Source organism: Avibacterium sp. 20-129 (assembly GCF_026226845.1).
Taxonomy (GTDB): domain Bacteria; phylum Pseudomonadota; class Gammaproteobacteria; order Enterobacterales; family Pasteurellaceae; genus Avibacterium.
On record NZ_JAKKOE010000001.1, the window covers coordinates 1,137,155 to 1,157,899 of the forward strand.

General features: G+C 40.5%; 20 protein-coding genes. 7 read left to right on the forward strand and 13 right to left on the reverse strand.

What is annotated here, in order from left to right; genetic code table 11:
• Positions 1 to 16: 16 nt before the first annotated feature.
• Together L5B90_RS05395 and L5B90_RS05400 are read right to left on the reverse strand one after the other, a co-directional pair.
• Positions 17 to 1,801 (reverse strand): cation:proton antiporter, encoded by a 1,785-nt coding sequence (locus L5B90_RS05395; protein WP_265762343.1) that lies wholly within the window; start codon positions 1,799 to 1,801, stop codon positions 17 to 19.
• Positions 1,802 to 1,911: 110 nt separating this feature from the next.
• Positions 1,912 to 3,939, reverse strand: a complete 2,028-nt coding sequence (locus L5B90_RS05400) for a BCCT family transporter (RefSeq protein WP_250351506.1) — start codon at positions 3,937 to 3,939, stop codon at positions 1,912 to 1,914.
• Between the two features lie 490 nt (positions 3,940 to 4,429).
• Here L5B90_RS05400 and copM point away from each other — a divergent pair, with 490 nt between their 5' ends.
• Positions 4,430 to 4,732 carry a CopM family metallochaperone gene (gene copM / locus L5B90_RS05405; RefSeq protein ID WP_326938224.1) on the forward strand — a complete coding sequence of 101 codons (303 nt, stop codon included), beginning with the start codon at positions 4,430 to 4,432 and terminating at the stop codon, positions 4,730 to 4,732.
• 159 nt (positions 4,733 to 4,891) lie between these two features.
• Positions 4,892 to 6,019 (forward strand): DNA-processing protein DprA, encoded by a 1,128-nt coding sequence (gene dprA, locus L5B90_RS05410; protein ID WP_250364017.1) that lies wholly within the window; start codon positions 4,892 to 4,894, stop codon positions 6,017 to 6,019.
• Between the two features lie 7 nt (positions 6,020 to 6,026).
• Here dprA and rsmD read toward each other — a convergent pair whose 3' ends face one another.
• Positions 6,027 to 6,638: a 16S rRNA (guanine(966)-N(2))-methyltransferase RsmD gene (gene rsmD / locus L5B90_RS05415; RefSeq protein ID WP_250364016.1), complete on the reverse strand. Its 612-nt coding sequence runs from the start codon at positions 6,636 to 6,638 to the stop codon at positions 6,027 to 6,029.
• A gap of 172 nt (positions 6,639 to 6,810) precedes the next feature.
• Here rsmD and ftsY point away from each other — a divergent pair, with 172 nt between their 5' ends.
• The gene (ftsY, locus tag L5B90_RS05420) at positions 6,811 to 8,445 is read left to right on the forward strand and encodes a signal recognition particle-docking protein FtsY (protein ID WP_250364015.1); all 1,635 of its coding nucleotides are present in this window, start codon (positions 6,811 to 6,813) and stop codon (positions 8,443 to 8,445) included.
• A 129-nt stretch (positions 8,446 to 8,574) separates the two neighbouring features.
• Here ftsY and L5B90_RS05425 read toward each other — a convergent pair whose 3' ends face one another.
• From L5B90_RS05425 to L5B90_RS05440, 4 genes are all read right to left on the reverse strand, one after another.
• Positions 8,575 to 9,132 carry an IS3 family transposase gene (locus tag L5B90_RS05425; protein WP_265748356.1) on the reverse strand — a complete coding sequence of 186 codons (558 nt, stop codon included), beginning with the start codon at positions 9,130 to 9,132 and terminating at the stop codon, positions 8,575 to 8,577.
• Positions 9,104 to 9,337, reverse strand: coding sequence for an IS3 family transposase (locus L5B90_RS05430; RefSeq protein WP_250364013.1), 234 nt, complete (start codon positions 9,335 to 9,337; stop codon positions 9,104 to 9,106). The genes L5B90_RS05425 and L5B90_RS05430 overlap by 29 nt, the downstream gene beginning before the upstream one ends.
• A 71-nt stretch (positions 9,338 to 9,408) precedes the next feature.
• Positions 9,409 to 9,735, reverse strand: coding sequence for a helix-turn-helix domain-containing protein (locus L5B90_RS05435; protein WP_250364012.1), 327 nt, complete (start codon positions 9,733 to 9,735; stop codon positions 9,409 to 9,411).
• A 154-nt stretch (positions 9,736 to 9,889) separates the two neighbouring features.
• Positions 9,890 to 11,803 carry a bifunctional 5-dehydro-2-deoxygluconokinase/5-dehydro-2-deoxyphosphogluconate aldolase gene (locus L5B90_RS05440; protein WP_250364011.1) on the reverse strand — a complete coding sequence of 638 codons (1,914 nt, stop codon included), beginning with the start codon at positions 11,801 to 11,803 and terminating at the stop codon, positions 9,890 to 9,892.
• A 250-nt stretch (positions 11,804 to 12,053) separates the two neighbouring features.
• Here L5B90_RS05440 and L5B90_RS05445 point away from each other — a divergent pair, with 250 nt between their 5' ends.
• Entirely contained in the window at positions 12,054 to 12,887 is an 834-nt protein-coding gene (locus tag L5B90_RS05445) for a MurR/RpiR family transcriptional regulator (protein ID WP_250364010.1), read from the forward strand.
• 65 nt (positions 12,888 to 12,952) lie between these two features.
• Here L5B90_RS05445 and rplS read toward each other — a convergent pair whose 3' ends face one another.
• From rplS to rpsP, 4 genes are all read right to left on the reverse strand, one after another.
• Positions 12,953 to 13,303, reverse strand: coding sequence for a 50S ribosomal protein L19 (gene rplS / locus L5B90_RS05450; protein WP_250351010.1), 351 nt, complete (start codon positions 13,301 to 13,303; stop codon positions 12,953 to 12,955).
• 72 nt (positions 13,304 to 13,375) lie between these two features.
• Entirely contained in the window at positions 13,376 to 14,128 is a 753-nt protein-coding gene (gene trmD / locus L5B90_RS05455; RefSeq protein WP_250364009.1) for a tRNA (guanosine(37)-N1)-methyltransferase TrmD, read from the reverse strand.
• A gap of 62 nt (positions 14,129 to 14,190) precedes the next feature.
• Positions 14,191 to 14,718, reverse strand: a complete 528-nt coding sequence (gene rimM, locus L5B90_RS05460) for a ribosome maturation factor RimM (RefSeq protein WP_250351012.1) — start codon at positions 14,716 to 14,718, stop codon at positions 14,191 to 14,193.
• Positions 14,719 to 14,750: 32 nt separating this feature from the next.
• On the reverse strand, positions 14,751 to 14,999 hold the full coding sequence (gene rpsP, locus L5B90_RS05465) for a 30S ribosomal protein S16 (protein WP_250351013.1): 249 nt from the start codon (positions 14,997 to 14,999) through the stop codon (positions 14,751 to 14,753).
• A 224-nt stretch (positions 15,000 to 15,223) separates the two neighbouring features.
• Here rpsP and L5B90_RS05470 point away from each other — a divergent pair, with 224 nt between their 5' ends.
• Complete coding sequence (locus L5B90_RS05470) at positions 15,224 to 16,243, forward strand: glycosyltransferase family 9 protein (RefSeq protein WP_265762344.1); 1,020 nt, start codon at positions 15,224 to 15,226, stop codon at positions 16,241 to 16,243.
• 45 nt (positions 16,244 to 16,288) lie between these two features.
• On the opposite strand, the gene L5B90_RS05475 is transcribed toward L5B90_RS05470, so the two are convergent.
• Entirely contained in the window at positions 16,289 to 17,044 is a 756-nt protein-coding gene (locus tag L5B90_RS05475; RefSeq protein ID WP_265762345.1) for a glycosyltransferase family 2 protein, read from the reverse strand.
• A gap of 83 nt (positions 17,045 to 17,127) precedes the next feature.
• Entirely contained in the window at positions 17,128 to 17,778 is a 651-nt protein-coding gene (yczE, locus tag L5B90_RS05480) for a membrane protein YczE (RefSeq protein WP_250351016.1), read from the reverse strand.
• Between the two features lie 241 nt (positions 17,779 to 18,019).
• Here yczE and L5B90_RS05485 point away from each other — a divergent pair, with 241 nt between their 5' ends.
• Together L5B90_RS05485 and deoB are read left to right on the forward strand one after the other, a co-directional pair.
• Positions 18,020 to 19,282: a NupC/NupG family nucleoside CNT transporter gene (locus L5B90_RS05485; RefSeq protein ID WP_250364006.1), complete on the forward strand. Its 1,263-nt coding sequence runs from the start codon at positions 18,020 to 18,022 to the stop codon at positions 19,280 to 19,282.
• A gap of 208 nt (positions 19,283 to 19,490) precedes the next feature.
• Positions 19,491 to 20,729, forward strand: coding sequence for a phosphopentomutase (gene deoB, locus L5B90_RS05490; protein ID WP_265762346.1), 1,239 nt, complete (start codon positions 19,491 to 19,493; stop codon positions 20,727 to 20,729).
• Positions 20,730 to 20,745: the final 16 nt, after the last annotated feature.

The following is a 20,745-nucleotide window of genomic DNA, read 5'->3' on the forward strand; positions in this document are numbered from 1 at the left end:
TTATTTTTATGCGCTTTTATTGGCTTTTCGCCGTTTCGTCTTCTGCCACCAAGGCGACAATACGGCAGAGGGTTGGGATCGCTTGTTCATCATTGATAATCGAAATAAAGCCTTTATCATCAATGGTATATAACGGCACAAATTGTTTATTGGTGGTTTTGTAATCCTGATAAGTATAGCTATCAGTCAGATTGGTAACCTTAATCCGTGCATTTTTTGCCAACATACTGGCTAATTTCGCATAGGTGACATTTTTGCCAAAAAGCCAGTTAGAGCGGTAGTTATCTTGAATATCATAACGTTCCGTTGGGTTGTTATCATCACTGAAACGAATGCGGTAAATGTTTTCTTTATCAAATTCGTGGCGATAATGAATTTCCGACAAGGTGTTGAGTTCTTTATCCGTGCTAATGGCGAACATATTGCCTAGCCCAATCAGATCTAAATGCCCGTCTGCGTGAGTAGAAACAGGGTTACCGTAGTAGGTGCGAAGCCCTAACATTCTTGCTTTGGCGACTTCATTATAGTGGCGGCTTGCTACTAGCACTTCCACATTTTGATCTTTTAGAGATTTCGCGATTGCCAACGCCACAGGGTTTGAGCCAATAATCAGTACGCCTTTGTACACAGCCTCTTGCACATTCAGCCATTTTGCAATGGTTTTTGCCCCCAAGCCTTGAATTAACACTGTACCGATAATAATCGTGAACACTAATGGCACGAGCAATTCCACGCCTTGAATGTGCGTTTCCTGCAATTTTATGGCAAATAAGGAAGAAATTGCCGCTGCCACAATTCCACGCGGCCCAATCCAGCTAATCATCAGCTTTTCATTTAAACTTAAACTTGAACCGATTGAAGAAAACCAAATGGCGAGCGGACGCGCAATAAACATTGCCACGAATAAGAGCAAAATTCCTGCAATGCCCACACTAACCAGATGGGTTAAATTCACTCGTGCAGCTAAAATAATAAACAGGGTAGAAATCAGTAAAACGGTCAGGGACTCTTTAAATTCTAAAATATGATCTTTAGGGAAGCCTTTCCAATTAGCCAATGCCACGCCTAATACGGTGACGGTTAAGAGACCTGATTCGTGGGCAAAATGGTTTGAGGCGGTAAATAACAGTAAAATATAAGCAAGCACAAACACGTTGCGTAAATATTCTGGGATCATATGGCGTTTAATCAAATTTGCTAACAGCCACGCCCCTGCCATTCCAATAACTCCCGCTACTGCAATGATTTTCGCAAAAGTGCCGATTTCGCTCGATTCACCGCCAGAAATAATGTATTCATACACTAAAACCACCGCAATCGCGCCGATTGGATCAATGATAATGCCTTCCCATTTGAGAATATTGGCAATGTTACTGTTGGGGCGAACACTACGTAATAACGGCACAATCACCGTTGGGCCAGTTACACACACTAATGTGCCGAAAAGCAGGGCAATGCGCCAATCCACATCAAACAGAAAATAAGTGGCGACGGAAATCACACTGACGGTGATGAGCATTCCGAGCGAAACCAAGAGTTGCACAACCTTGCCGTGTTGTTTAATCTCATCAAATTCTAACGTAAGCGCGCCTTCAAAAAGGATCACAGCCACACCAAGGGAAATAAAAGGAAAGAGCAAATCGCCCAAAATGACATCGGGATTAAACAACTTCAGCACGGGGCCAACAATAATCCCTATCAGCAATAAAAATAAAATTGAAGGTTGTTTTAAATACCAAGCTAACCATTGTGCCACTATGCCTAAGCCGACAATAGCAGATAAAATAAATGCGGTATCCATAAGTTCTCCATAAATAATCAAAGCGAGAAAAGCTCGCGTAAAAAAGTGCGGGCAAAATTCTATCATTTTTTGACCGCACTTTGTTTTTTATTGTGGGACAATAAGTCAACTTATTCTGCTAATTCTGTTTGTTCGTGCGACATTAGCTCTTGTCCGACATCTTCTAGTAAGCTGATATAGCGTTCGTATTGACGCAAAATATCTGCAATCAGTTCATCACGCGTCATATATTGCACATCGTAACCCGTGCGACCATCTGCAAAGTAGGTCATCGGTTGATATGTTATCGAATGTTGAATATGCGGGAGATTTTCATCATCAACTAACTGCGATGAAATTTCGTGGCTCACGGATTTCACCCCGTAGATAAAATCACGCATTGATTCTTTTTTGATGATAAGTTCCACGCTAGGTTCTTCAGCATCCAGTGACGGGACAACGTCCACATTAAGATTGTAAACTTCCACTAACTCTTGCCGTAACTCACGCATTGCAGGCAAGGCAGTACGTTTTAGGAATTTGACAATATCCTTTTCTTGCGTTTGGTTGAGCATTTGCCCCAAACGTTCTTTCCATTTTTCGCCCGTCCATAACAAACTGGTCGGCGTGACTTTCGCGGCGAAATATTTTTGATCCGCATTCAAGCCTTTCCATAAACTCACGCACATCACTAACATCAACATTGCAAAGGGAAGTGCGACTAACAAGGTCATTGTTTGCAGTGTGCCTAGCCCACCTTCACGCATTAGTACAATGGCAAGTACCATCATCACAACACCCCACATCATTGCTTGCCAACGTGGCGCAGAAAGGCTTTTATCGCGAGATGCCATATTATTTAGCACATAAATACCCGAATCTGCCGACGTGATAAAAAATAACGAAATGATCACTAAGGCTAAGGTTCCTGTGAGGGCAGAGAGCGGTAAATAATCTAAGAATTTAAACAATAATTTTTCTGGTGCCGAGGTGAACTCGTGCAATGCCCCGTTCGCCACGTTTAATTCTAACCAAATTGCGCTATCACCGAACACGGTAAACCAAAGAATGCTGAATAAGCTTGGTACGGCTAGCACACCAAAAATAAATTCACGAATGGTGCGACCACGAGAAATACGTGCGATGAACAAACCGACAAACGGCGCCCAAGAACACCACCACGCCCAATAAAGCACCGTCCAGCCGGTAAACCACGCGGTGTTTTCTGTTTCGTAAGCGTAGGTTTTAAAACTTAAACGCACTAAATTGCTTAAATAAATGCCAATGTTATCGCTAAATGTGGTTAATAAATAGAGGGTTGGGCCTGCGACTAAAATAAACAGCATTAGCGTTAATGCTAATCCCAAATTGATCTCACTAAGCAATTTGACGCCCTTTCCCACTCCTGAAATAGCAGAAAACACGGCAATAGACATCACTACGACGATAATAATCGTTTGCAAACCGAAACTATTTTCTTGCACCACGCCCAGTTCAGTTAGCCCTGCCCCAAGCTGAGCTGCGCCAAAACCTAAGGTCGTGATAATCCCGAATAGAGTGGCGATTAATGCCATAATATCGATCACATCGCCAATTTTGCCGTTGATCCGATCTTTCAATAGAGGATAAAAGCAAGAGCGTAATGCCAAGGGTAATTTATAACGGAAACCGAAATACGCTAACGCAAGCGCAATCACCCCATACACCGCCCACGCGTGAATACCCCAGTGGAAAAAGGTGTGTAATAAGGCTTCTTGCTGTTTATGTTCCGCCGATCCTGTGGTGATCGAGGAAAAATAATGGGTGAGTGGTTCTGCTACACCGAAGAACATCAATCCCACCCCCATTCCAGCGGCGAATAACATTGCTAGCCAAGAAAGAAAGGAAAATTCAGGCTCTTCTTCATTTGCCCCGAGCTTAATGTTACCTAAGCTACTCACTGACAATACGAATAAAAAACACAGAAAAATGGAAAAGGCTAAAATATAAAACCAGCTAAAATTCGCAAACACGCCCGCTTTTGCCCAATTTAAAAGTGCGGTGGTTTTTTCTGGCAAAATTAAGGTTGCGGCAAGCAACAAAAGCACCAGTAATAAGGTTGCCCCTATGACAAAGGGGTTAAACGATGATCTTTTATGAATAAAAGTAGAAAAAGACACAACAATTATTCTCCTTTATGTTAATGTTTTACGCATTATCAATGCTAATAAGTCAATTGAAATCGCAGCGAGAGCGTTCGCTAAAACAAAGAATGCAAAACAAATTAATGAATGAAATTGCTTCAATTTTGAGCTAAAAAAGACTATTGATTTGTCTTTCTCAGCAATAAACGTTTATACAACGCATTGAGTTGTACATAACAGTACAAAAAGACGAAAAAATCATACTTTATCAATATGAAATTCTCAAAAACAAACAGATTATAGCATAAAATATCGAATTTTCACAGAGCTTATTATTTTTACTTATATATCAATAAGATAGCCTTACATTTTATAAACTCACTCCCGACAAAAAGGACGTGCTTTTTCTTGACCTTAACCTTAGGATAAGGTTTATTATTTTGCCTCATTTAATTACACAAAAAAGAAGGTCATCATAATGAAAAAAGCTCGCTTGATTTTAATCGGTTTACTTTCCACGACGGCAATGGCTGAAATGCAACACGTGCATTCTGCCCATCAACCTAACGAAATGCAAAATGCGTTAATGGAAAGTATGTCAGCAATGCACAGGGATATGGAAAAAGGAATGCAGTATCAAGATGCCGATGTGGCATTTGCAGCCAGTATGCTACCTCATCACGAAGGTGCAGTAAAAATGGCAGAAATAGAATTAAAATATGGCAAAGATCCTGAATTACGCCAACTTGCGGAAAATATTATTAAAGCACAGCAAAGCGAAATCCAATTTATGCAACAATGGTTGGAAACTCATCAAGCTAAACAATAACACAGAAATCACGCCCCGATGATTAGGGCGTGATGTATCTTTCCTACGTTTAATCGCGACGAAATTTTCGATCACCGTCGCAAAATATGCATAAAATTTACCTTTATTCTACGCTTTATTTTAAGCTACGCCTCTATTTTGCCAATTTCTACAATAGTAATGTTAAACAACGAAATCGTACTCCGCTTATTACAAATCCCCAAACTTGGCGCTAATAGCATTCAAAAAATATTGGCTGACATTCCGCCTGAACAGCTTTTAGACTATGACGCGATCGCGTTCAAACAAATCGGTTGGACAGAAAAACAAATTCAGCGTTGGTTTTATCCTGAGCGTAAATTTATCGATCCGGCATTAGATTGGTCGCAAAGTGCGGGCAATGTTTTACTGAATTTTACCGAGCAACATTATCCTTATTTGCTGAAACAAATTCCTTCTGCACCACCGCTTTTATTTTTGCAAGGAAATATGACCGCACTTTCACAACCACAAATTGCCATTGTGGGTAGCCGTTATTGCTCAAATTATGGGGAATATTGGGCGAAGTTTTTCGCGCAAGAATTAAACCAAGCGGGTTTTGTCATTACCAGTGGTTTGGCATTAGGGATTGATGGCTTTTGTCATCACGCGGTGGTGGCACAGAAAGGGCAAACCGTTGCGGTATTAGGCAGTGGGCTAAATGCTATTTATCCTGCTAAACATCGTGGTTTAGCTCAGCAAATTCTTGAAAATAATGGTGCATTGGTTTCTGAATTTTTGCCCAACCAGCCTCCGGTAGCAGAAAATTTCCCTCGTCGAAACCGTATTATCAGTGGGCTTTCTCTTGGTACATTAATCATCGAAGCAACAGAACGCAGTGGCTCACTGATTACCGCTCGCTACGCCCTTGAGCAAAATCGAGAAATCTTTGCGCTCCCCGGCCATATTCAAAATGGGTTCAGCGAAGGCTGTCATAAATTAATTAAACAAGGCGCAACACTGGTGGAAAACGTGCAGGACATTCTAGACAATCTGCCAAATTATGGCGATAACGCCTCACGTTATGCGGTAGCAAAACAACAAGATCTTCCACTTAATTTAAACGGCTCGCCAAAAAACTCCGCCACACAGCCAAATGAGCCACCAAGTTACCCTGAACTTTACGCCCAACTTAGCCATATTGCCATCAGCCTTGATGAGCTTTCCGCACGGTTATCCTTACCTATTGATGAATTGCTCACCCAACTATTAAGTTTAGAACTGCAAGGTTTAGTGGTCAGTGAAAATGGATTATATCGAAGAGGTTGATACAGCATTACTCGCCCAACACATATTGATACAAGCGATAACTCACTTGCCCTGTGTTTTTTTCTTTTAACAGCTGCCAAGTATTTGGCACACGCAAGGTTTTATTTTTTTCTGTTTCCACATAAATGAGTGCATCTGGCTTGAGCCAATTAAATGAGGTCAGCAAATCAACAGATTGTTGAGCGAAATCGAAATGAAAAGGCGGATCGAGAAATACCACGTCAAACAAGGGATCTTGCGGTGCTTGCTGTAAATAATACAAGCTATCTTGATTAATCACTCGCCCTTGCTGTGGCGTACATTTCAGTTGCTGTAAATTTTGCGTGAGTTGGTTTGCTACCTGTTTATTAAGCTCTAAAAAGGTAACCTGCTTGGCTTGCCGTGAAAGCGCCTCTAACCCTAATGAACCACTACCCGCAAAACAATCCAAACAGCTTGCATCTACAATATAAGGCATCAGCCAATTAAATAGCGTTTCCTTCACCCGATCCCCTGTTGGTCGCAAGCCTTGCGCATTAAGCACCGGCAATTTCCGTCCACGCCAAAGCCCAGCAATAATACGGACTTCTCCTTTTGCCAAGTTAGTGTGTTGCTTGCGGGTAACAGGATTTTTTTTCATAGGGATTCGCCAAATTATGATAAACTATGCAAACTTTTCGCTGAGCTTAATGCTAATTTTCAGCCTGTTTTTGCGTTGAATAACAGAATAAAATTAAGGCACATAGTTTAGTATAAAAATGGCTTAGTACAAATTCAAAAAATCAGTAATTTTTCATAATAGTGAGCAATTTATGGCAGAAAAAAATAAAAAAGGTGGTTTTTGGTCTTGGTTTGGATTAGGAAAAAAGAAAGAAGAAACATCAAACCAAGCTGAAATACAAAAAACAGAAATCGCAAAGCAAGCAGAACTTCCACAAGAACAAAGTGCGGTAGAAAATCCTGATGTTTTAGCACAAGAAACAAAAATCGCAGAGCAAGCAGTGCTTTCACAAGAACCAAGTACGGTGCAAAATCCTGATGTTTTAGCACAAGAAACAAAAAACGCAGAGCAAGCAGAACTTCCACAAGAACCAAGTGCGGTGCAAAATGCTGATGTTTTAGCACAAGAAACAAAAATCGCAGAGCAAGCAGTGCTTTCACAAGAGCAAAGTGCGGTAGAAGATCCTGATCTTTTAGCACAAGAAACAGAGAGCGCAGAGCAAGCAGAACTTTCACAAGAACCAAGTGCGGTGCAAAATCCTGATGTTTTAGCACAAGAAACAGAGAGCGCAGAGCAAGCAGAACTTCCACAAGAATCAAGTGCGGTAGAAAATGCTGATGTTTTAGCACAAGAAACAGAAACCGCAGAGCAATCAGGACTTCCACAAGAACCAAGTGCGGTAGAAAATGCTGATGTTTTAGCACAAGAAACAGAAATCGCAGAGCAAGCAGTGCTTTCACAAGAGCAAAATGCGGTGCAAAACACTGACATTTCAACCCAAGAAAAACCAAGTGAAGGGGGCTTTTTTAGCCGTTTAGTGAAAGGCTTAATTCGCACGAAACAAAATATCGGTTCAGGCTTTTTCGGGTTATTTTCAGGTAAAAAAATTGATGATGATCTGTTTGAAGAATTAGAAGAACAACTTCTCATCGCTGATATTGGAATGCCAACAACGACCAAAATTATCAATAATTTAACTCAGCACGCAAGTCGTAAGCAGTTAAAAGATGCGGATCTGCTCTATCAACAATTAAAAGTAGAGTTAGCTGAAATTATTAAACCTGTGGCACAGCCTTTGGAAATTGATCATAGCAAAAAACCTTATGTGATTTTAATGGTCGGCGTTAATGGCGTAGGAAAAACCACCACCATTGGAAAACTTGCACGCCAATTCCAAATGCAAGGCAAATCGGTGATGTTAGCGGCGGGAGACACCTTCCGTGCTGCTGCCGTAGAACAACTTCAAGTGTGGGGGGAGCGTAACAATATTCCCGTAGTTGCACAAAGTACTGGGGCGGATTCAGCCTCCGTAATTTATGATGCAATGCAATCTGCAGCCGCACGAAATATTGATATTTTGATTGCGGATACCGCTGGGCGTTTACAAAATAAAAATAACTTGATGGATGAGCTGAAGAAAATCGTTCGTGTAATGAAAAAATACGATGAGACCGCTCCACACGAAATTATGCTCACGCTTGATGCCGGCACGGGGCAAAACGCAATTAGCCAAGCCAAACTATTCAACGAAGCCGTGGGCTTAACAGGAATTAGCTTAACTAAATTAGATGGCACAGCCAAAGGCGGCGTAATTTTCGCCATCGCCGATCAATTTAAACTGCCAATTCGTTATATTGGTATTGGTGAAAAAATTGAGGATTTACGCCCATTTAAAGCAGATGAATTTATTGAGGCGTTGTTTAATACGGAAACGACACATCATTAAGCTAAAGGCTTTCTTTTTGGCGGTCAATTGTTCAAGTTTTAGTTTTGTGCAACTGCTACTAATGTCGGAAAAATGGATATTTTCCACCGCACTTATGATCTGCCCCCAAAAGTTGAACAGGTTGTTAAACTATAAATACTGAGTTCTGTATTGAACAGGACTCAGTCCTTTTGAAGCCATTTTAATACGTTTTTGGTTGTCATACACCACAGATTCCTCAAGTTCAGCTTGCAATTCCGCTATCGACGTATAGCTATGCGTATAAAAACACTCGGATTTTAAAATCGCAAAGAAACTTTCAATCACCGCATTATCATAGCAATTCCCGCGTCGGCTCATACTCGGTATCGCGCGCCCCTCCAGCATTTTTCGCCAAGCGTTTGTATGATAAAGAACGCCTTGGTCACTGTGAATAATGGGGCAATCCGTCGCACTTAATTGGCTTAACCCTTGTTCCAGCATCTTTTTTACCAAGGGAAAATTGGGGCGCCTTGCAAACTGATAGGCGATAATTTCTCGATTCGTCAAATCCATTAATGCGGAAAAATACAGCTTCTCCCGCCCAATATGAAATTCGGTCACATCCGTCACCCATTTCTGATTCAGTTTTGTCGCAGTAAAATCACGATTCAGCACATTTAGCGCAATCAAAGCGGTCTTACCTCCCGTACCTTTTCTTGCGAACAATCGACTGAATTTGCAACTCCCTCATTAATTTCAGTACGGTTTTATGATTCAACGTAAACCCGATTTGACGTAATTTGAACGTTAAAGGGCGGTAGCCATCTCGCTGTTTACTCGCTTGATACAGCGAGAATATTGCCGCTTTTTCTACCGAGTAATCGCGCTTAACTTCTTGATAATAAAAGGTAGAACGCGGCCTTTTCGCCACTTTCAGTAAATCATCTAACGCGTGCTTTTGCTTTAGTTCGTCAATGGCGGCTCTTTTTTCTGCCGTCGTTTTTATCGGTCTAATTCCTCCAACTTTTTTAAATAAGCAATCTCTGCACGGGCGAGAGCCAGTTTACGTTGCAATTTTTTAACTGCTTTAGGGGATAACTCTGTGGGGTCAGGAATATTCATCTCTTTTTTCTTCATTTTGGGCTTAACTCTTTTAGGTTGAATAAAGGGGGATTTTACCCCCTCTAAGCCTCTTTCGTGAAAGGCTTTTAACCACTTAATCACAAGAGAATGAGAAATCTGATAACGTTTAGCCACTTCTCGGATACCCACACCCTGTTCGGTGACTTGTTTGATAATTTCTAAACGGAATTGATAGGTATAGGACATAATCTGCACCTCTAATTAGGTGTCCAGTTTTTAGGGAGCAGATCAAAATGCGGTGGAAAATTTGTAAAAAATAGCCGCACTTAGCCAATTTCTAAAACAAATGAGCAAGCCGTTTGACTTGCTCACAATGTTTATGAAAGCAAACCTAGTGTCGTTAATTTTTACGATTTTTCCATAATCGAATTAAGCGTCTATAACGTTCAGATACAGCTTGAACCAATTGCGCATCCGAAAGCTCTCCTGATAGCCATTGGTAAGATGGCTGACCAAAAATCGTACGCCCCACAGCAAAACCTTTGACTAATGGTGTATTAGCAGAGGCTTTAAAGACCTGTCCAAATGTTTCTTCTGGTGCATCCAATCCTAAAATAAGAATACCACGACAATAAGGATCGCTTTGTTCAATGACATTGCTGATCTCTTGCCAAGCCAGTGAGGATACACCGGGTAATTTCCACCAATCTGGCTTAATGCCAATGGCATAGAAGTGCTTAATCATTTCTGCATAATAATGTTCGTTTTGTTCCATATCTACAGGCAAAATAATTTCTAACAACAACTCATGCCCTGTACGGCAACAAGTTTGATAAACTTGTTTGAGCATTTCGTCTTGCTCTATGCGTAAATCTGCATTATCTGCGGGATGATAGAAAACAAGACATTTAACAACGTGTTCCGCTGGCCAATTGATTAGTTGGCTACCGAGATCACCGTACTCTAAACGTAGCGGGCGAGAAGAGGGTAATTCAATTGGTCGCCCTATCCACCAGCCTTTCCCTGTGATTTCATTGAGTGCAGCTTGCCCAAAGGTTGTGTCTGCGAGGACACCTGCATATCCGTTGGAAATACCTTCTTGTTGAGCTGTTTGTTCAGCAGCTTGCACGAGAAGTTTTTTTAGCACAGGAATTTTATCTAAATTAGCCCCACACTTTTGTGCCATATCGACAAGTTGTTTGCGATGATCAAAAGCAAAAATGCAGAGATCATTCCATTGTTTTTTACGTGAGGTGACACGATGTAAATGATTTAGTTGTAAATCTAGGTCAGGACGCGGCACGCTTTCTGCTCGAGCAAGATAATCATCAAGTTCTGTTTTAGTTGGCATTGCTGGCGCACAGCCATGACGTGAAACCACTAATGCACCGCAAGCATTAGCATAACGGCAGCATTGCTCCCAGCTTTCTCCATTGATATAACCACGTAATAAGCCTGACATAAAGGCATCACCTGCACCTAAAACATTCAATACCTCAACCCGAACCCCGTAAACATTAATACCCCCATCTAAATCATTAGGAATATCACCTTCAAACACGGAGCAACCTAATGCACCACGTTTACATACAAGAGTAGCATCACTCACCTTACGCACATTTTTTAATGCAGTCAGTGTATCTGTTGAGCCACCGGCAATATGAAATTCTTCTTCGGTGCCAACTAACACGTCAAAATGGTGTAACACTTCTTGCAGGGATTTAGTCACGGCTTCAGAATCAATAAAGCGAGTTTCACCATCACCAAGAGAGGTTAATCCCCACAAAACAGGACGATAATCAATATCAAGCAAGCGTTTTGTGCCGTTACGTCCAGCATACTCTAAGGCAGTCAATACTGCTTGGCGGGTGTTAGGATGCGATAAATGTGTTCCTGTAATCGCAAGCGCTTTCGCTGAAGCAATATAAGCTTCATCAAAATCCTTCGCATCAATTGCCATATCCGCACAATTATCGCGATAAAAAATAAGTGGGAAAGTATCTTGATCTTTGATACCTAAAATGACTAAGGCAGTTAAGCGCGCTTTGTCGGTAATAAGATGGCTCGTATCCACCCCAACTCGTTGTAATTCTTCACGTAAAAAACGTCCCATATGTTCATCACCTACACGAGCGAGCATTGAGGATTTAATACCTTGTACCGCTGTACCATAAGCAACATTTCCTGATGATCCGCCTAAATATTTCGCAAAAGAAGTAACGTCTTCCAAGCGACAGCCAATTTGTTGAGCATACAAATCTACTGCCACACGTCCAAGACAAATAAGATCTAAGGTTTTTTCAGTCGTTTTCATTGTGCTTTTCCTTAGTGATGATGAAATCACAAAATACTTAACTCATAAAATCATAGTCAAATTAAAACATATATTTCAAAAATGTCATTTTATGAAATTAATATTTGAGAAGTAGATCACAAAGATTTTCTCTATTTATGATAAAACTGCAACGAAACCTTAAAATTTATCAAAGAACATTTTCTGTTCAGATGAAATTTTTGCTATCATTAATTAAGTTATAAAATGTTTATTTCGTTAGGAAAGTAGAATGCAAAATAACTCTCAATTAGTCCAATTACAAAATGAAATCCGTGCGCGTTATGACAACTTAAGTAAGCGCTTAAAGCAAGTGGCACAATATGTACTAGACAATAGTAATAGTGTGGTCTTTGATACAGTAGCCACCATTTCTGAACGAGCCAATGTACCGCCTTCCACTCTAATTCGCTTTGCTAATGCTTTTGGATTCAGTGGGTTTAATGAAATGAAACAAATCTTCCGTGAAAACCTAATGGAAGAAACAGCAAATTACACTGAGCGCTTACAACTTTTTCGTCAGCTTGAACCAGAACAGGCCAATCGGGAAAGTGCGGTGGATATTTTAAATATTTTTACTCAAGCAAATCATCAAGCTTTACAGCAACTAGCTAACCAAACTTCTGAGCAAGAAATACAACGCGCAGTGGAAATTCTAAACAATGCGAATAATATTTTCATTATTGGCTTAAAACGCTCCTTTAGCATAGCAAGCTATTTCGATTATGCCCTACATCACTTAGACTGCCGTTCATTTTTAATTAATGGCTTAGGGGGAATGTTTGATGAACAACTGAATTTAGTTAAAGAGGGTGATGTTGTCATTGCAATCAGTTTCTCTCCTTACGCGAAAGAAACCGTAGATATTATGCATACCACAGCAAATAAAGGCGTAAAGCAGATCGCAATCACGGATAGCCAAATTAGTCCTCTAATCGCTTTTAGTGATGTCTCTTTTGTAATTAAAGAAGCCCAAGTGCGTGGCTTTCGCTCACAATGTGCAACAATGACTTTAGTGCAAACCTTAGCAATTACACTGGCATTGAAGAAAGAATTACCTCTTTAAAAACAAATAATAAACAAAAAGGCTTGAGAATGCCTCTCAAGCCTTTCTTATTTCTGCTTAGAAAATTAATCGCCAAGACGCTCTTTAATACGTGCCGATTTACCTGAACGCTCACGTAAGTAGTAAAGTTTCGCTTTACGAACCGCACCTTTACGTTTAACGGCGATGCTTTCTACAACAGGTGAGTGAGTTTGGAATACACGCTCAACACCTACACCGTTAGACACTTTACGTAAAGTGAATGCGCTGTGCAAGCCACGGTTACGAATTGCAATAACCACGCCTTCGAATGCTTGCAGACGACGTTTGCTGCCTTCAACAACCCATACTTTAACTTCTAAAGTATCACCCGGACGGAAACTAGGTACGTTTTGTTTTAATTGTTCTTGTTCAATTTGTTTAATGATGTTACTCATTGTGTAATCCTTCTATGATCCTAGTATTAACTGATGATTTCACGAAACTGGACAAAGCCATTTCGCGATCAACTAATCAACTTTATTTGCTTGCTGTTCAAGTTTTACTTGCGCCAGCAATTTTCGTTGTTCGTCAGTCAGAGCTAGGCTTTCCAATAGCTCAGGGCGTCTTAACCACGTTCGTAATAACGATTGTTTTAATCGCCATTTGCGAATTTCTGCGTGGTTACCTGACATCAACACCGCAGGTACTGACATTCCATCGAGTACCTCTGGGCGAGTATAGTGGGGACAGTCAAGCAATCCTTCCGCAAAAGAATCTTCTTGTGCGGAGGCTTGTTTGCCTAATACACCGGGAATAAAGCGTGCAACGGCATCAATTAATGTCATTGCGGGTAATTCACCACCCGTTAAAACGTAATCACCGATTGACCATTCTTCGTCAATCTCCGTTTCAATCACTCGTTCATCAATGCCTTCATAACGACCACTGACTAAAATCAATTTTTGATTTTTTGCCAATTCTGTTACACCATTTTGATCGAGCTTACGACCTTGTGGTGAAAGATAAATTACCTTTACCCCTTCTCCTGCGGCCGTTTTAGCGGCGTGGATTGCATCTCGTAATGGTTGCACCATCATCAACATTCCAGGCCCACCGCCGTAAGGGCGGTCATCAACGGTTTGATGTTTATCCGTGGTAAAATCCCGTGGATTCCAACACTGTACTTGCAAGAGATTCTGTTTTACGGCTCGTCCCGTTACCCCATACTCAGTAATCGCTTTAAACATTTCGGGGAACAATGATACAAGACCAATCCACATTGTTATTTTCCTAATTTGTAGGCTCGAAATGCTACAACCTAAAGCTCACTGTATGCCTGAGTTTAGAAACCAGCGTCCCACTCCACGTCAATAGTTTTGGTAGTGAGATCTACTCTTTTAACTACTTGTCCATACAAAAACGGAATTAACCGTTCTTGTTTACCAAAAGCATCTTTGCTATTTGCTCGCACAACTAAGACATCATTTGAGCCAGTTTCCATCATTTCTGCCACTTTACCCATTTTGTAACCTTGTAAATTCACAACATCACAACCAATTAAATCGTGCCAATAATAATCCCCTTCTTCTAACTGAGGGAATACACTTAAATCAACACCGATTTCAATATTTGCGAGGGTTTGTGCCATTTCACGATCATTGATACCTTTTAATTTAACAATAAGTTCGTGATTATGATGTTTCCAGCTCTCTAATTCTGTTGCTTGCCATTGACCTTTAATTTTTAAAAACCAAGGCTGATAATCAAAAATGCTTTCAGCTTGTTCTGTTGATGAATAAATACGTAACCAACCACGAATTCCGTATGTTGAACCTAATTTCCCAACTACTTCAATTCTCTGTTGTGTCATTTTATTCACCTATTAATCTGAAAAATCTGCAATTAAGCAGCTTTTTGCGCTTCTTTTACTAAAGAGCTAACGCGATCAGATAATGTCGCCCCTTTTTCAACCCAAGCATTTACGCGCTCTAAATTAATGCGTAAACGTTCAGCTTTACCTGCTGCTAATGGGTTAAAAAAGCCAACACGCTCAATAAAACGACCATCACGAGGGCAACGGCTGTCAGCGACAACAATTTGATAAAATGGGCGTTTTTTAGCTCCGCCACGAGATAAACGAATGGTTACCATAACCTTCCTCTAATTTTAATAAACAAAAAGAAAACCCACATCGAAGGAGTGGGAATGCTTACTTTTTTCTCTGTATATATAGACAAAAAGCCTGTGGATTGTACTCTTTTTTACGAAAAAAGCAAGGTAAATAGCGTGATGAAGTGAATTATTCTTTAATAAAAAAGCCTTCCTTTGTTACAATGTGGCAACCTACTCAAAAATAACCCGTGAAAGTCAGAATAATGCAAAAACTTTTGGTAATCCGTAATGACAAACTGGGCGATTTTATGCTGATATTTCCAGCCTTAGCCTTAATAAAAAAGGCAAATCCTCAGTTAAAAATCACCGCACTTGTGCCTAAATACACTGCACCGATGGCAGAACTTTGTCCTTATATTGACGATATTATTATTGACGCACAAGACAAAAAAGATAAAGCCCAATTTAAGCAAGTGTTACAGACAATTAAAGCGGCGAATTTTGATGCTGTAATCAGTTTTTTCTCAAATTGGCATAATGCTAAATTGGTATGGCTAAGTGGTATTAAATATCGTCTTGCTCCCGCGACAAAATTAGCCCAACTCGCCTATAATCATCGTTTAACCCAACGCCGTTCTCGCTCCCTTAAGCCAGAATTTGAATATAATCTGGATCTGGCACGCGTATTTTTACAAGATCAGCACTTACCTCTTGATGAGTCCCCCCCTCCTTATTTAGTCATCTCACAAGAAATTTTGCACACGCAAAAAAGCAAACTCCAACAACATTTAGGTATTACACAAAATAAGAAATGGATTTTCCTACATAGTGGAACAGGGGGATCGGCAAATAATCTTTCTTTGGTTCAATACGCAGAATTAATCAAAGAGACCTTGCAACAATTTGATGCTTATATCATTCTCACAGCAGGACCAAACGAAAGTGAGAAAGCACATCAATTAGCTCAATTAGTGAATAGTCCCAATGTGGTTATGTATGATAAGAATGAGGGTTTACTAGATTTCACTTACTCTTTGGCTTGTGCTGATTTATTTATTGCAGGTTCAACAGGACCATTGCATATTTGCGGTGCATTAAACGTGCCAACCATTGGTTTTTTCCCAAGCCACCGTTCAGCGACACCATTACGTTGGCAGCCAATTAACGATCCAAATCGTCATTTAGCTTTTTCACCACCAAATGAAGAAAAAGTACTTTCTAATATTAAAATTAAGGAAATTTTTCCTCAAATTCGAGACTTTATTCATCATCTCTGGTACTAAAAAAGTGCGGTAGAAAATCATAAGATTTTCTACCGCACTTGTCTTTTATTTATTTCTCATCCATAAATCTGCATATTTTACGAATGTAGAATGTGCAGAAAGCACTGCCAATAAAAATCCCTGTTTGCCGTCTAAAAAACCGGCTTTTACGAAATACATTTTGACAAAACACCCGATTGCGTGGGTAATACCTTGAAATAATGTGGCTTTTTTTCCTTGTTTTGCCCGTTGCTCTGCCCACGCATTGGCATAATTGGCTGATTTAACCAGATAATGATGTAAATTTTTATAAGGATAATGAAGTAAATTTCCCGTTAGTTTTTGCACTGTCGTATTTTCTGGGTAGATCACTTTTTCGTGAACCAAAGCATCGTTATAACCAGCATACTGGGTTTGATACAATCGCACAACATAATCGGGATACCAGCCTGAATGACGAATTAAACGCCCGAAAACTTCGCTGATACGTGGAATATCGTACACCACATTAGGCAAATTTTTCGCCACAGCTTGCTGAATTTGTTGTTTCAGCTCATCTGTAACACGCTCATCAGCATCTAACCATAACACATAATCAGAGATTACATATTGCTGTGCCAGTTGGCGTTGTTTGCCGAAGCCTTGCCAATCGCGATTCTCATAAAATTTAGCCCCATATTGCAGCGCGATTTCTTTGCTCTTATCGGTACTACCTGAGTCTAAAATGACAATCTCATCCACCCAATCTTTCACGCTTTCTAAACATTGTGCAAGATCTTGCTGTTCATTTTTTATAATCATTGCAACGCTGATTGTTGGCATAATTTCATCCTTATTCAATTACTTTTTTGCTAAGTGTAATAGATCTTCTCACAAAAGAAAAAGTATTCAAAAAAAGTACCGCACTATTTTTTTAACCTAAGACAATAACCAATGGTATTTAATGTTAATTGCACAATCCAGCCAATACTAAATGCAAAGAGTAACGTTCCAATTCCCACCGTTCCCCCAAGACAAAAGCCAATAGCACAAACAGTAATCTCTATTAGGGTTCTGACTATGCCTACTTTGCAATGCCATCGCTGACATAAGCCAACCATTAGTCCATCACGAGGGCCTGCCCCTTGATGACAAGTGAGATAAAATGCGGAAGCTACGCCAAATAAGAAAATACCTAGTAAGGCATAAGTAAAGCGAAGTAGCATAGAGTGAGGAACGGAAATAAAGTCCACCGTGATACCTAAAGACAAGGCAACCAATAAGGTATTTAACACCGTTCCTAAACCTGCGCGAAGTTTAAGTGGAAACCACATCAGCATAACAATGGCACTGATAATAAGTGATGCCCAGCCAACATTAAAGCCCGCTTGTAATGCCACCCCTTGCGAAAGCACAGTCCAAGGGGCTGAACCTAAATTTGCCAGTAAAAGTAAGCCTTCCCCCATACCTAAAATGGTTAAAGAAATAATCAACATTACTAGGGAATGATACTCAATTGACCAATGTTTTTTTGCTGTCCAAGGTGTGTGAGGAAGCACGTTAAATTGATTTTTCATAGATAAATTGATCATAAATTTGCACCGCACTTTGAGATATGATGATAAAGGAAATTTACCTAAATCCCAACTGCTTAATCTCTATAACATATAGCTAAAACGTTTAAGAAATTGTGCATTTTTACCGCAAAGCAATCGCTTGCCTTCACATTTTTGTACATTTTTGCAAGCATTTCGTTACAAAAAACAGTAAAATGCGTTTGCGTTTTTATCTCAATTTTACATTTAAGGAAATTCTAATATGAGTAGCTTAATAAGTGTGCTGGGCATTGTTGTACTTCTTGCTATTGCCGTTCTGTTATCAAGTAATCGCCGTGCAATTAGTTTGCGTACTGTCGGTGGGGCGTTGTTAATTCAAATTCTGATTGGTGCATTTATTCTTTATGTGCCAGTTGGACGTGATATTTTGCTTGCCTTATCCAATGGCGTAAGCAAAGTGATAAATTACGGGAATGAAGGGGTTAAATTTGTCTTCGGTGGTTTAGCAACTGATGCGTCATTTAAAGCTTTTGGTAATGACGGATTTATTTTTGCTATTCGTGTGTTACCGATTATTGTGTTCTTCTCTGCGTTGATTTCCTTACTTTATTACATTGGCGTAATGCAGTGGATTATTAAAATTATTGGTGGTGGCTTACAAAAAGCATTAGGCACTTCCAAAGCGGAATCAATGTCTGCTGCCGCAAACATCTTTGTTGGACAAACGGAAGCGCCTCTCGTCGTCAAACCCTATATCAGTAAAATGACTGAATCAGAATTATTTGCCGTGATGTGTGGTGGATTGGCGTCTATCGCAGGTTCAGTATTAGCTGGTTATGCCGGCTTAGGCGTGCCATTGCCATACTTAATCGCAGCATCCTTTATGGCTGCACCAGCTGGCTTATTGTTTGCAAAATTAATCGTGCCTCAAACAGAAAAATTCAATGATGACATTGAAAAAGTTGATTTAGAACAACCATCAAATATCCTTGATGCTGCCGCAGCAGGGGCGTCATCTGGTATGCAATTAGCAATGAATGTCGGCGCGATGTTAATTGCATTCGTTGCATTAATTGCCTTAGTAAATGGCTTATTAGGTGGCATTGGCGAATGGTTCGGTATGCCAGAACTTTCTCTTGGCTTAATTTTAGGTTGGATTTTCCGCCCATTAGCTTGGGTGATCGGTGTACCTTGGAACGAAGCGGGCATTGCAGGTCAAATGATCGGGATTAAATTAGCGGTGAACGAATTTGTTGGCTACTTAGAATTTGCCCCTTACCTTGCAGCGGATGCAGCGGTACAATTAAGCGATAAAACAAAAGCAATTATTACCTTCGCCCTTTGTGGTTTTGCAAATTTCAGTTCTATCGCGATCTTAATTGGAGGCTTAGGTGGAATGGCACCAAGTCGCCGTGGTGATATTGCACGTCTTGGTATTAAAGCGGTAATTGCAGGTTCATTAGCTAATCTGATGAGTGCAACCATAGCCGGTTTATTTATCGGTTTAAGTGGTGCGGCGCTGTAAAGTGCGGTAAAATTTGATCACATTTTTTCGATAACGCCACGACATTGTTCGTGGTGTTGTCATATTAAGGCAAAGAAAACGTTTGCTATCATTATGTTACAAGGAGATTAGGATTTCTCCAATAAGGAAGCAATGAGCATTTTCCACTTCCAAATAAAGCAAACATTCTGTCGCCCAAACACAGAGTTCAATAATTAAGGAGCTTAAAATGAAACGCGTATTTATAATGATGTTAGACTCTTTCGGTATCGGTTCAAGTGAAGATGCGGAAAAATTTGGCGATAAAGGCGCAAATACCTTAGGTCATATTGCACAACGCTGCGCCGAAGGGCTGGAAGACAAAAACGGGCGTAAAGGTTCACTTCATTTGCCTAATTTTGAAAAACTGGGCTTAGGCTTAGCCGCCAAAGAATCTTGCGGCGAATTGCCAGCCGGTTTTAATCCAAGCCCCGCGTTGATTGGCGGGTATGCTTATGCGAAAGAAATTTCATCAGGTAAAGACACCCCGTCAGGGCATTGGGAAATCGCAGGTGTGCCAGTATTATTCGATTGGGGCTATTTCCCCGATCACGAAAACAGCTTTCCACAGGTTTTATTAGATCGTATTGTCGAACGTGCGGGCTTAGAAGGTTACCTTGGCAACTGCCATTCATCCGGTACTGTGATTTTAGATCAACTGGGTGAAGAACATATGAAAACAGGTAAACCTATTTTCTATACCTCGGCAGATTCCGTCTTCCAAATTGCCTGCCACGAAGAAACCTACGGCTTAGACAAGCTATACGAATTATGCGAAATTGTGCGTGAAGAATTAGCCGATTACAACATTGGGCGTGTCATTGCTCGCCCGTTTGTTGGCAATAAAGCTGGCGAATTTTCTCGTACTGGTAACCGTAAAGACTACGCCATTGAGCCACCCGCGAAAACCGTATTACAGAAATTAGTCGAAGAAAAACAAGGGGATGTGATTTCTATCGGCAAAATCGCTGATATTTACGCTCATACGGGCATTACCGAAAAAGTCAAAGCCACAGGCTTGGCAGAATTATTTGATAAAACCCTTGTAGAAGTCAAAAGAGCAGGCGAAAATGCCATCGTTTTCACTAACTTTGTAAACTTTGATTCTGATTTTGGCCACCGCCGTGATGTCGCAGGTTATGCCGCTGCATTAGAATATTTCGACAGCCGTATCCCAGAACTATTAGCCTTAATGAATGAAGGTGATTTGCTTATTTTCACTGCCGACCACGGTTGCGATCCAACTTGGCACGGCACGGATCATACTCGTGAGCATATTCCCGTATTGCTTTACGGCTCACAAGTACCAAAAGCCTTTTTAGGCAAACGTGAAACCTTTGCTGATGTAGGGCAAACTATTGCCGACTATTTTGGCTTATCTCCAATGGATTACGGTAAATCAATCCTTAATTTCAACGACCAAGATTAATCAATAAAAGAGGACT